The organism is Enterococcus casseliflavus (assembly GCF_029215545.1).
Lineage (GTDB): Bacteria > Bacillota > Bacilli > Lactobacillales > Enterococcaceae > Enterococcus_D > Enterococcus_D casseliflavus.
Genome location: NZ_CP119393.1, coordinates 2,807,372 through 2,821,420 on the forward strand (window position 1 = coordinate 2,807,372; position 14,049 = coordinate 2,821,420).

Sequence of the window (14,049 nt, forward strand, 5' to 3'; positions counted from 1 at the left end):
CTTTTTACGTACAACTTTCCATACTAAGATTCATTCATCTTCGACTTGCCTCTTTTATTATTACTTATTTAGGTGTGATATATTGAACCAACGAGGAACGAGCTAGATCATTGCCAATCACTCGGTAAGAAATCGTTGTACCACCATAAACGTTTGCTTCGGAAATTAAAATACCATTAGGTCCAACCGCCTCTACAAATGCGACATGACCATACCTGGGATCCGATCCTGCAGTCCCGTGGCTAAAAGAAATCAAGGTCCCGGCTTTGGGCGTTCGACTAACTTGATAACCTAATCTAAGACCAGTAGTTCCCCAATCTCCCCCATTTCCCATGTAATCATCTACACGACCACCTAATTGTGCCACTCGATTAAAGGCATACCAAGTACACTGACCTACAGGATAGGAACCAGAAGTATTATAATCTTTCCCATTATAAGCTGGAAAAGTCATTAACTCCCGATATTCATTCGGAACTTCTTCTAATCCTTTAATGAAGACACCACTTTGTTGTGATTGATCCTCATCGTATTGTGTCAACTCGTAAACGGCAATCAAAGAGTTCAATTTCTGATTATAGCTAGTGTCTGTTGCATAGGTTCCGGTTAAAGCATCAGTTGCACGCAAATAGTTTTTTGCTTCTGAGCGCCAGACTGATTTATAAAATGATGAATCGTGGGAAACGCCTCCGCGAATCAATGCAATATAATCTGTTAGCGATTCATCGTAACTTGGATAAACACGAAAAGCATCTTGAATTTCAATCATTTCACCATTTCCTAAATCCTCTTGGGTAGTCATCACAACAGCACCTTCTCGATAACTTCCTTTAATACCGAAAAGGTTATAATAGGGTGCCTTTGATAAAAGACTACTACCGTTGCCACTTTCTAAAATAGCTTGCGCAATCAAGACTGAAGCAAAGACGTCATACTCTTGCCCTAGTTTCCGAGCTTTTTCACTAATTTGGTTGATAAATTCATGTGTAGCATTATTAAATTGGAAATCAAGTTGTGCTGGATAATTTTTCACCAACTCTTTACCTACTTCAGTCAACTCTGGTGATTGCGCACGTTTAATCAATAATGATATTTTTTCTGCATCCCATTCTTCTTGATCGAACTGTTGATAGGACAGCTTCTCAAGATAAACCACTGGAGTCGCTGATTGATTTAAATCAACGTCTTCATTCACTTCATCTTCTTGAGATTCTTGTTCCAACGTTTCTGACATTTCTTGTATACCAATTGTCGCATAATAATCGTTTCCTAGCCAAATTCCCAATAATTGATTGCCTTCCGTAGTTTCCTTATAAAGAATATCACCAGGCTGTAATGAATTATAGGTTGATTCTTTCATATCAATATTTTCTAGATTTGTCGCCAGTACTTCGTTATAAAGTTCTTTCAGCCAAGTATCGACTTCATTACTCTCTAAGTCATCTGCGTCAACCTGTCGAATTGTTTGATATACCAAAGCAGCTTGCCAGGAGTGGTCAAAGCTAGCTAATAACGGCAATGTGAAACTCCCTAACGTTGATTCAGCCACTTCACTACTTCTAAATGCATCTGGAAGTTGATTCTCTGCACCATTGAGTAACCCTTCAAAAATAGTGTCAATCTCTTGATCTGTAGCAGGTGGTCGTGTCACCGGAGCACTCGGTGGAAATGGATTGGCTCCTGGATCAGAACTTTGTTCCTCTTGATTTGTTGAGGAAGATGGTGGATCTGGCTGCACTGGTGCCTCAGAAGAAGGTGGTACTGTTTGTTCAGCTTCTGGTACTTCAGACGGAATCGTTTCTTCTTCTATTGGGATCTCTGGTTGCTGCGATTCTTCAGGTTTGTCTGTCTCTTGTTCTTCAGTGGTTTCTTCCCCCACCTCTTCATCTTTCCCATGGGACTCTTCTGGAAAGTCGGTACTTTCATCGGAAGATTCACTTGACTCTTCTATTATTGGAATATATCCACTAGACAATTCGGTTTTGGAGCTGGTACTCATTGATATATTCGATGTTACATTAGACGCTTGTCTCTTACTCGAAACTAACTCTATATTGGGTTCATGCAAATCAAAATTCGATTGCTTTCTTCCCTTTGAGAAGGTGGATTGGCTTGCGTCTTCTGATTTATCAGAAAGATGATCAGTTAAGTTGCTTGCCAACAAAGTTGGTGTGGTAAAATTTTGTGCTGCTAGTACACCTAGGCTGATTAGTGTGATACCTATCTTCTTATTTTTCATATTAATACCTCCTCGCGCTTCATTCTCTCTTTCATTGTTGCTTGCTTTCATATTTCTATTCAAATAAACGTTACTTTCAAAAATGTTAGATTATTACACAAAAATTTATCTATATTAAATATCCTTTGTTCTTAGTATTTTGCAACTGTTCTCCATAAATGACCGACATCCGATAAAAATGAAATGATCATCTTGTTTCTGTTGACTGTTGCAAGAATGCTCTTTCACAAAAATTATTTGTATTCTTCAAAGTCATTAAATTGTAATTTATTATGTGCTAGCTGTTTTACTTTAAATTGCAAATCTTCAAAAAGATCTGTTACTTCCTCTTTTGTTTCATCTACGTCGAATAGAATCTCTTTTGCTCTCTCATGAATAGCACTAACACGTACTTCTGCTAATCGAATCATTTTATTAGCTTCTAACTGTGCTTCTTCGACAGTTCTTTTAGCTTTTCGTTTTGCGAATGCTAATACTTCACCAATTTCCTCTTCGAACTCTTCTTTCTCTTTTTGCAACTTCTCTTTTTCTTTCGTTAGTTTACTCAACTCTTTTTTTAATTCTTGAACTTCTTGAATTTCTTCAAGCTCTGTCTCTAGTTCCTGAAGGTCCTGGATCGCTTTTGGAATGTCTTTTTTTGTAATAACTAATTCTGCTATTTCTTTCTCAGAAAGCTTATCTTTCAAAGTATCAATCTCGTGTTGTTTTTCTTCTAATTTTTCTTCATAGCTTTCTTCGACTTTTTTGATAGTTGCCTTTAACTGCTCTTTCTCGACCTGCCATTCATCATATCTTTTTTGTGTATCAGCAATAACGTTGGTTAGTTGACTTTTTAGTTGTTCAATTCGATAATCTTCTGTATTTTCTTTTTCTAATTCTTCACTATTTAAATGATTAGGGCCGTATTGCTCTAATGATTGTGTTAATTCAATTACTTTTTGTGTTGCTTTGTTTAGTTCGTTCGTAAGATATTGGTTATCCTTCTTACTAGTTTCCAATTTGTTTTTTAACTCTTGATACGCTTCTTTTATTTCTGAATTTTTATTTTGATTTTCAATCTCTTCTAATTTTGTTCTTAACTCTTGGTTTTGTGTATTCAATTCACTTTCAACTTTATTTTTTTGACTAAGCATTTCTTCTAACTTAGTTGAAAGTTCATTTCTTTCTTTTATTGCTTTTTGAAGTTCCTTTTCAGTCGTTTCCTTGACTTCAATTGCCAATCGTAACTGTTCCTTCAAATTACTTCCATCTTTAGTCTCTTTGCTCTTTGATTCCAAGTCATTTTCAATTTTTTCTTTTTGACTTGTAATCTCTTTTACTTTAGTTGAAAGTTCATTTCTCTCTTTTATTGATTTTTGTAATTCCTTTTCAGTCGTTTCGTTTACTTCAAGAGCTAGTCGTAATTGTTCCTTTAAATTATTTCGATCTTCGGTAATCTTTTTTAAATTATTCTCCTGCTGCTTCTGGATTTCTTTTATTGCACTAAGATCATTATTTATTCTTTGATGGTTTTTCTTACTCATCTCTAGTTCTTGAAGCAAATTGTTCTTCTCAGCTACTAATGTATTGACCTTTTTTTCAAGTTGTTCAGTTCGCTCTTGTTTCTTATTGTTATTCTCCTGAGAGTGCTCTTTGACTAATTTATCGCTTTCTAACTCAGACTCAGTGTCATATAGATCAATAGACTCAACATTTACTTCTTGAATTTCATCTAATAATTTTTTGTAAAAACTTTTTTCTTTCTTAGCCATTCGTTATTACTTCTCCTTTTTGCTCTACTTTTTCTTTGACTTCAGTCTTATTTTCATTTTCTTGCTCCACACTATCATCGCCCTTCTCAAGCAATTCTAGTTCACCAGAATCTGTCCTTAAAAATACTTCATCAGAAATCATAGTTTCTGTATCGCTATCAAAAATTTGAATGTTTGCCTGATTTAATAAACTTATGTCTTGAACTTCGCTTAAATAAACTTCGATATTTTCCTGTATCTTTGGTAGTTCTTGCTGATTATTTACTTCAATATATATTGACAAAATTAAGTATTGTAAAGGTACATTATTAGTGATGATTGACACAGTACGACCAAAATAGGGGGTAAGATCCCTACCTATTTTTTCTTCATAGACAAAACGCTCTTCTGGCGTTATCTGTGCAAGAAGAGCTTTCCAATCAATCTCAGAAAGACCAATACCTTCTTCCGGATAGCTATAGATTGATAGTTCCAAAAATTTTTCCTGTGCTTTTGATAATTCATCTACTTGTTTTTCTAGTTTCGTTAATTCTCCCGAAACATTTTCTACGTACTTCTTATCTTTCATTTGTAATGTTCCTAATACAATTAGACTAAGGAGTATTGTGGCAATCATACCTAAAATGATCCAGATATTTATACTTTGCTGTATTTGCTTAAAGACTATTAATTTTTTTTTTAGTAGCAAATCATTTCCAATCGCTAATTCTGTTTTCTTTAATTGTCGCTCTTTAAAAATCCTCCACGAGATGAGTATTAATAAGGCTATGCTCACGAGAAGCACAGATAAATAGATATACAATTTTTTCACCCTACCTTAATTGAGTTTTTTGGTACACAATTTGTTCCATTGGAAAAGTAGGCATTAATTTAATTTTTAAGTAGATTCAAAAAAATCATTATGATATTCCACTGTCTCTATCAAGTCTCCTTGAATTACTAGTCTTCTTGTTCCTCTAGCATCATCACATGTCACTAGAGTAATCATCTTCCGATTGGGGATATCTTCAATTAAATACGTACTTTCTGGGTTTACGATTTCTTTAAAAGAAACACTGTAGATATAGACTTTTTCCAAGTCTGTTATGTAAATCAAATCATTGATTTCCACATGCTCTAAAGGCCTAAATAATAAGCTTTTACTTTCACTTCTATGACTTGCAAGACTATAGTTTCCCTCTCCCATAACTTGGTCTTGTTTCATAGTTCCTGCTCCAAAACTTAACGTAAAATCTGTTACTCCAAAAAAAATAGGTAAGTCAATACCTACGCTTGGAATCAAAATTGCGCCCATCGTCCTATCCTTAGCTACTGTTTCGTTATTTTCATCTAGCTGTAATCTGACAATCGAAGACAAACTTGTCAATGAGATTGACTCAAAATCAAAACTGTTTTCCTCACTGGGCTCATTTTCTAATTCTGTTAATTTTTCATGATTTTCCTTCACTTGTTCCTTTGTCATATTTTCGATGGAAAACTGTTTTACATTCATATTAATGATTTGATTCTTTAGAGGAATACTAAAAATAGCTATTGCCCCAAAAATTATTAAAAATACTATGAGTATATTGGATATATACTTCTTCAGCGTGTCTTTAGCCATACACATTGACCTCTAAACTATTAATCCTTAAAATTGTTGATAGAACACGAAGTGTGTGTTCTATCAACAATCCAATTTTTATTTCTTTCTATTTTTATTTCTTTCTATTTTTATTTCTTTCTATTTTTATTTCTTTTTCTTTTTCTTTCTATTCCACAATCCAAGTCCAGCACCTACAGATGCTAAACCACCAACAACTGAGGCTGCAATCGAGGAAGAACCTGTTTGTGGTAATTTGCTACCCGGTTTCTTATTGCCAGAGCCTGAATCGGCATCCGCATCGGAATCTGAATCGGAATCCGCATCTGCGTCGGAATCGGCATCAGCATCGGCATCAGCATCGGCATCAGCATCGGAATCGGAATCCGCATCGGCGTCGGAATCTGCGTCGGAATCCGCATCAGCATCCGCATCTGCATCCGCATCGGAATCGGAATCTGAATCTGAACCTGCGTCGGCATCGGCATCCGCGTCTGAATCGGAGTCTGCATCGGCATCAGCATCGGAATCGGAATCCGCATCGGAATCCGCATCGGAATCGGAATCGGAATCAGCATCAGCATCCGCATCGGAATCGGAATCAGAATCGGAATCCGCATCAGCATCGGAATCGGAATCGGCATCAGCGTCTGAATCGGAATCGGAATCAGCATCCGCATCGGAATCTGAATCAGCATCAGCATCGGAATCGGAATCGGCATCCGCATCCGCATCTGAATCGGCATCAGCATCAGCATCTGAATCTGAATCGGAATCAGCGTCGGCATCGGAATCTGAATCGGCATCCGCATCAGCATCGGCGTCCGCATCAGCATCAGCATCAGCATCGGCGTCCGCATCTGAATCGGAATCCGCATCAGCATCTGCGTCGGCATCGGAATCTGAATCGGAATCTGCGTCGGCATCCGCATCTGAATCGGCATCAGCATCGGAATCTGAATCTGAATCGGCGTCGGCATCAGCATCAGCATCTGAATCTGAATCGGAATCTGAATCGGCATCCGCATCTGAATCGGAATCTGCGTCGGCATCCGCATCAGCATCTGAATCGGAATCTGAATCGGCATCCGCATCAGCATCCGCATCGGCGTCGGAATCTGAATCGGAATCAGAATCAGCGTCGGCATCGGAATCGGAATCGGCATCCGCATCAGCATCTGCGTCCGCATCAGCATCCGCATCAGCATCGGCGTCCGCATCTGAATCGGAATCCGCATCAGCATCTGCGTCGGCATCTGAATCGGAATCTGAATCGGCGTCGGCATCAGCATCTGAATCGGAATCTGAATCGGCGTCGGCATCAGCATCAGCATCGGCATCTGAATCGGAATCGGAATCGGCATCCGCATCTGAATCTGCGTCGGCATCAGCATCCGCATCTGCATCGGAATCTGAATCGGCATCCGCATCAGCATCGGCATCTGAATCGGCGTCGGCATCAGCATCCGCATCGGAATCGGAATCGGCATCCGCATCTGAATCGGAATCTGAATCGGAATCGGCGTCGGCATCTGAATCGGCGTCGGCATCGGCATCCGCATCTGCATCGGAATCTGAATCGGAATCGGCGTCGGCATCCGCATCCGCGTCTGAATCGGAGTCTGCATCGGCATCAGCATCAGCATCTGAATCGGAATCAGCATCGGAATCTGAATCCGCGTCTGAATCGGAATCGGAATCGGAATCTGAATCTGCGTCGGCATCCGCATCTGCATCGGCATCGGAATCGGAATCAGCATCGGAATCAGCATCCGCATCGGAATCGGAATCCGCGTCGGAATCGGAATCGGAGTCTGCATCGGCATCAGCATCTGAATCAGCGTCGGAATCGGAATCGGAATCAGCATCCGCATCGGAATCAGAATCTGAATCGGAATCAGAATCTGAATCGGCATCCGCATCAGCATCTGAATCTGCATCCGCATCAGCATCTGCATCCGCATCAGCATCTGAATCGGCATCGGCATCCGCATCTGCGTCGGCATCGGCATCCGCATCAGCATCTGCATCCGCATCAGCATCGGCATCCGCGTCTGAATCGGAATCGGAATCTGCATCGGCATCTGAATCTGCATCGGCATCTGAATCTGAATCGGAATCGGCGTCGGCATCAGCATCAGCATCGGAATCGGAATCGGAATCGGAATCGGAATCAGCATCCGCATCGGAATCGGAATCGGAATCGGCGTCGGCATCTGAATCGGCGTCGGCATCGGCATCCGCATCTGCATCGGAATCTGAATCGGAATCGGCGTCGGCATCCGCATCCGCGTCTGAATCGGAGTCTGCATCGGCATCAGCATCCGCATCTGAATCGGAATCAGCATCGGAATCTGAATCCGCGTCTGAATCGGAATCGGAATCGGAATCGGAATCTGAATCGGCGTCGGCATCCGCATCTGCATCGGCATCGGAATCGGAATCGGAATCAGCATCGGAATCAGCATCCGCATCGGAATCGGAATCCGCGTCGGAATCGGAATCGGAGTCTGCATCGGCATCAGCGTCGGAATCGGAATCGGAATCAGCATCCGCATCGGAATCAGAATCTGAATCGGAATCAGAATCTGAATCGGCATCCGCATCAGCATCTGAATCTGCATCCGCATCAGCATCTGCATCCGCATCAGCATCTGAATCGGCATCGGCATCCGCATCTGCGTCGGCATCGGCATCCGCATCAGCATCTGCATCCGCATCAGCATCGGCATCGGCATCCGCGTCTGAATCGGAATCGGAATCGGAATCGGCATCTGAATCTGCATCGGCATCTGAATCTGAATCTGAATCTGCGTCGGCATCAGCATCGGAATCGGAATCGGAATCTGAATCGGAATCAGCATCCGCATCGGAATCGGAATCGGAATCGGAATCAGCATCAGCATCTGAATCTGCGTCGGAATCAGAATCTGCATCGGCATCTGAATCTGCGTCGGCATCTGAATCTGAATCTGAATCGGAATCTGCGTCGGAATCGGAGTCTGCATCGGCATCAGCATCCGCATCGGCATCGGAATCGGAATCAGCATCAGCATCTGAATCTGCGTCGGAATCAGAATCTGCATCGGCATCTGAATCTGCGTCGGCATCTGAATCTGAATCTGAATCGGAATCTGCGTCGGAATCGGAGTCTGCATCGGCATCAGCATCCGCATCGGCATCGGAATCGGAATCAGCATCAGCATCGGAATCAGCGTCGGAATCAGAATCTGCATCCGCATCAGCGTCAGCATCTGAATCGGAATCGGAATCAGCATCGGAATCAGCATCGGAATCTGAATCGGAATCTGCATCCGCATCGGAATCTGCGTCGGAATCTGAATCTGCGTCGGCATCGGCATCCGCATCGGCATCGGAATCCGCGTCAGCATCTGAATCGGAATCTGAATCTGAATCTGAATCCGCGTCCGCATCTGAATCGGAATCAGAATCCGCATCGGCATCTGCGTCGGCATCAGCATCTGAATCCGCATCAGCGTCTGAATCGGAATCTGCGTCCGCATCTGAATCGGAATCTGCGTCCGCATCTGAATCGGAATCCGCATCTGAGTCAGTATCAATAGGTTCTTGTATAATTACAGCAACCATATCAGACTGTTTATCATCACGATTTTCCTGATGTCCGTTTACAACAATACTTACTTCATCACCAAGATTGAGCTCAGCATCTAGTGGAATTTCAAATTCACCGCTAGCATTGATTGGTACATTCTTCTCTACAAGTTCACCATTAATATAAACGTCAAGTGAATACGTTCTACCAAATGTATCATCTTGGTCATGACTTCCTGTTATTACATTGTCACCAACATAGATATCATTTAGTTTCGGCTGATTGACTACCCAGTTATTGTAGCCAGTCGTATCATCGACATTTACTGTTGTCTCAACTGATTTAGTTCTTATCTGACTCGGATTAGAAACATCCGGTTGTTGTCCGACAACTCTAACTGTTACTTCATCGCCATAAGAAAGATCTAGATTTAATTCATTTACATCATATGCGAATACATAACTTCTACTTGTTACTGGAATATCTTCTTCAGTATTAACGAGACGGCCATTCACCAGAAGCTCTAAGTTATAGCTTCTCTCGTACGCTCTACTCTGAAGTGGAACACTTCCACTAATCAATTGATCGTCTTCTTTTAATGGATCAATTCTTGCAGCTTGAACTTCCCATTGATCATAGTCATCGATATTTTCAACAATCATCGTAGTTGTTGAGCTTACTTTATCTTCATGCCCATCTTGTTTTCCAATGACATATGCTTCAACAACTGCACCTTCAGTCAACGGAACCGGTACCCCATCCACAATCCACATTGAAGAGAATTCGAAGTCATTCGAGATATTTTCTCTTCTTAGGACTTCCTGACCTTCAATAGTCAATACTAAATCATACGTTCTTCCCGCTTGACGATTTTGTGGTAAGTTTAACCCAGTAACTAAATACTCACCAGTGTACGCTTGATGAACAATTGGATTACTTACTTCCCAATCTTCATAGTCTACAATATCTGTTCCCGTGCTGTGGTAAGTAATACCAGAATACTTTGTATACCTTTTTCCATTGCGCAATACGTATTGGTGAACTCCTTTTACTCTTGCGGTAACGATATCACCATCTCGCAGAAAACTACCAAAATCGTATTCCCAATTGCCCTCTTCATCCATACCAATGGTATCTCTTGGTACACCACTGACTAATAGTTCAACAAAATAATCGGTATCATGTTCATTAACGAGATCTTGCTTCCCATTCCCATAAAAATTTTGATCGTCAGAAGTTAGTAATGTAGTCGTCTCTACCGGGTTCTCTATCCAAGTGTTATAAATTCCCTCAGAAGAAAGTTCCCCGGATATTGTTCCACTACCTCCAATAACGATCCAGTCTGCACTAGTTGTTACACTTCTAACAGAGTAATTATCCTTCCTAACCACCATATTGTCTCGAGGATTATCTTCTTTCCATCTTGCCAAATCAATCTTTAGATCAATAGCAATATCCACACTACTCAACTGAATTAAATAGTTAGGGGTATAATAGGTGATGGAATGGGTATCAGGATCATACCCCATCGTTTCATAACCTGAGATAATGCCGGTTCTCGCATCCCATACATCTTTAATATCTGAAGTCACATCTCCCCAACCTAAGAAAGTTGACGGACGAGAAACTGTTCCTGAGATATAGTCTGTGTAATTAGGGGTTAAGAAGAATTGGTCTGCTAAATCAGGATCCAAATAGATCGTTTGCTTAAATTGAGAAACCAAACCAATGTTTAGCCATGTATTAGATTCACCTGCTGTTGCTATGTGAATCCCTTCCTCATCCGCAGATAATTTATCAAACTTATCTGTGAAGCCAAAGTTAATCCCGATGTGAGGCGTAACCTCTTCATAGCCTCCTGTGCTATCTGTAACGTTTACAGACTCGGCATTTACTTTTGTTTCAGCTACAAACAAGCCGCTTGTAATTACACCAGCAATCATAGCATTGTAAATTAGCTTATTTTTAGCATTTTTTTTCTTAATATTTTTCCTATTCAAAGACTGAACGTGATCAAATTGATTTTTCATTTTTTCCTCCCTTTTAGTAATTAATAAGATTTCTATTAATTGCTAAGTTCACATTCAAAATAAATATAAACTTAGCAATTAAGTGAACCTCAATTGCTTTTGATATAATTCTTATAATTGATTAGTCCACTTAAAAAGTGCTCTGCATCATCTATTCTCATTCTAAAATTATCGTGTCTTGCAAAAAAACCACCAGCAATGATATTTGGCTTTGCCATATACATAGCAACCTCCGGATAAAATACCCCTACGTTCATTTCATGCAACGCTCGCTTATCCATAGTTGGTTTTATATCCTTCACTTTAGGAAACTTCTCTAACAAATGTGAATATTGTTCACTTGTATCTAAGTGATCAACAAATTTAGCAGCCGCAACTAAAAGTTCTAGCATGGTAGGATAAGCAGTGTCTCGTTTGTTGATAAAATTCAAATTTTCTGTAGCATTTCGAATACCAAACTCATAATATTCCTCTTTAGGTAATAAAGCTGATAGCTCATTAACGGCATAGCTTATCCAATGGTCATGGTATTTATAATATTTTTTTTCTACTAATTTTTTCAAAATTGATTCCGCTAATGCTAAAGTGGTATCATCTGGAATTTGCTTATACGCTCTAGCGAGACCGAATAGTACTTCGCCATCGTAATAAACTGTTCGGAAAGCCTCTTTTACTTCTAACTTTTCGTTAAGAACGTGAATTGTATCTCCATCTTGGATAAAATATTCTTTGATCATTTTCACCGTATTGATAAGAATTTCTTCATACTGTAAATCACCAGTTATTTCTTGATACTTTGAAAATGCTAACAGCACCATCGCATTGCTTCCAAGTTTGTATTCAAAGACGTCGATTCTTCGATCGATAATATCTTTGAAAAGCAGATGCCCTTCAATATTAGTCGTTAGGTTTTGGATCCCCCAGTCAAGCCCACTCTTAATTTTCGGAAGATCTTCTTCATAGGTTTCTAAGTCTTCGACTGCTTCTAACCACGCATACAAAGTGGAAAAATGTCTTACCGTATTGTAGTTGATAAGCGTTTTATTAAACTGAGGAAAATAGCCATATATGAATTTTCCTGAATCTAGTATTTGATCGCTTAAATATTTGCGTCCATCTTTAATCACTCTTTCTAAATCAGAAACAATATTTTTTTTCAAATGCTGTCTCACATTGATCCCTGGTCCACGATACTGAAGCTCATAGAGTTCCGAGCCTTCACTCACCATTATTCCTCTCGTTCTAAAAATGGTGATAGCCTTGAGGGGATCGGGTAAAATAATAGGTTTCTTATATTTTCGAAAAAGATATTTGCTCAGATTTACATGGTTGAAAGATAAATTTGGTTTATTTTTCCCAATTTTATGCTCTCTATCCGGTTGGAAAATCATGTTCCCATTAATTTCTTCTTCCAGCAAAGAAATACGTAATTCCTCATCAAAAGCTATCCCATATCGAAAATAATTGTTTCTTGGTGTTTCTTTTAGCATTTCGTCAAATTTTTGATAAGCAATTTTCTTTGAGTAGATGACAACATCAAATTTGAGATACTTGACCATACTCAAATTATTTCTTTCAAAAAATCTTTGAACCTTAATCCATGTTCTATCAAAATCCTTCGAGCAGAAAGATTTTACTTCTGCCCTACTTTGACCAGTTGACCACGAAATGTAGATGACCGTTTGACCTTGCATATTGCTTTTTTCATAATAGCTACTAAGTTTTGCTTTAATTTGAACTAACTTTGAGTGCTTTAACATTGAACAACTCTCCAATTTAATCAGTTTGACCGGTTTTTGAGATAAATCTTTCATTCATTGCGTTGAACTCTTACCCATTGCTATGATTTCAATGAATGAACAGGACTGTTTATACATGTAGTGAGATAGCTAACTATTTGATGTACTCATCCCCCTTTCTCTTTTCCTTGAACCATTTTTCTTAAGAAGCATCATTGAAAATTAAGTAGTTCCTTCGAAAGCTAAGACGACATGCGACGTTCTTTTCTATAGATCCTAAAATTTTATTACTTACCTGCTTCGCTTTTATAAAATATAAAAGGATGTTTAACATGAATAGTGAACATTTCCACGAACGAAAACAATGGATTTGATCGCTATTTAAAGTACTGAAATTACGCATCCTCATTACACATATAAGGTTACACAGGGTAGTGAAGAAATTAAAATCTAAATTTTCATAGCATATTGCACTTTTCAGAAACGCAGATAAAAAGATATTTTTTTCAGTTTTAAAATAACAAATATTAACAATTTCCCATTTTTAGAAACTTCGCTGAAAAATTAGAACAAGAATAAAGCCATTATGATTCGAGAACGTTTCCATCTATATGAACTTCTGTTGATTTCAATAAAAAGAAAGAATATTTCGCTTTGTATCGGTGCTTAATCTTAATATGTCTTAGCCATCTAAATCTTCATTAAATAAACTTATTACTATGTAATTTGCCTGCTTTTATTTAAAACTTCCTAATACGATTCATGTAACAAGAGAAATAATCCTTCTATATATAACAATTAATATTTTTAAAAAACCAACTCAATCAATGAGGGAAACAAAAAAATACGTAGAAGAGAACTCACGTCCTTTTCTACGCAATCAGAATTGCTTATCGCTAGCTAATACTTTTTATGTTCTCACTTTACCTGTAACGAATGCCATTTTGATCTTCTTATCGATTAATCGGTAATTATTATGAGATTTAGTGAGCATGGCTCTTCCTTACGTTCCCTCCTGAATCTCCTTAAAAATATCACAACACCTTAATATGACGAGTTGTAAAATAATCATAGGGCACACAAAAAGTATGTTGAATTCCAACTTTTCGATTTGTGTACAATTTTGCTTTTTGT

6 protein-coding genes are annotated in these 14,049 nt (G+C 39.1%); all 6 read right to left on the minus strand.

What is annotated here, in order from left to right:
- Positions 1 to 64: 64 nt before the first annotated feature.
- The 6 genes from P0G38_RS13405 to P0G38_RS13430 all read right to left on the minus strand — a co-directional run bounded on the left by P0G38_RS13405 (position 65) and on the right by P0G38_RS13430 (position 12,990).
- Positions 65 to 2,302 (minus strand): glucosaminidase domain-containing protein, encoded by a 2,238-nt coding sequence (locus P0G38_RS13405; RefSeq protein WP_420842464.1) that lies wholly within the window; start codon positions 2,300 to 2,302, stop codon positions 65 to 67.
- Positions 2,303 to 2,472: 170 nt separating this feature from the next.
- On the minus strand, positions 2,473 to 3,990 hold the full coding sequence (locus tag P0G38_RS13410) for a coiled-coil domain-containing protein (protein ID WP_153883481.1): 1,518 nt from the start codon (positions 3,988 to 3,990) through the stop codon (positions 2,473 to 2,475).
- Positions 3,983 to 4,801 carry a hypothetical protein gene (locus tag P0G38_RS13415; protein WP_275851952.1) on the minus strand — a complete coding sequence of 273 codons (819 nt, stop codon included), beginning with the start codon at positions 4,799 to 4,801 and terminating at the stop codon, positions 3,983 to 3,985. Before P0G38_RS13415 ends, P0G38_RS13410 begins: the two co-directional genes overlap by 8 nt.
- 66 nt (positions 4,802 to 4,867) lie before the next feature.
- Complete coding sequence (locus tag P0G38_RS13420) at positions 4,868 to 5,593, minus strand: class A sortase (protein ID WP_223597848.1); 726 nt, start codon at positions 5,591 to 5,593, stop codon at positions 4,868 to 4,870.
- A gap of 126 nt (positions 5,594 to 5,719) precedes the next feature.
- Complete coding sequence (locus P0G38_RS13425) at positions 5,720 to 11,176, minus strand: LPXTG cell wall anchor domain-containing protein (RefSeq protein WP_275851960.1); 5,457 nt, start codon at positions 11,174 to 11,176, stop codon at positions 5,720 to 5,722.
- Between the two features lie 89 nt (positions 11,177 to 11,265).
- Complete coding sequence (locus P0G38_RS13430) at positions 11,266 to 12,990, minus strand: poly alpha-glucosyltransferase (RefSeq protein ID WP_153883484.1); 1,725 nt, start codon at positions 12,988 to 12,990, stop codon at positions 11,266 to 11,268.
- Between the last annotated feature and the right edge of the window lie 1,059 nt (positions 12,991 to 14,049).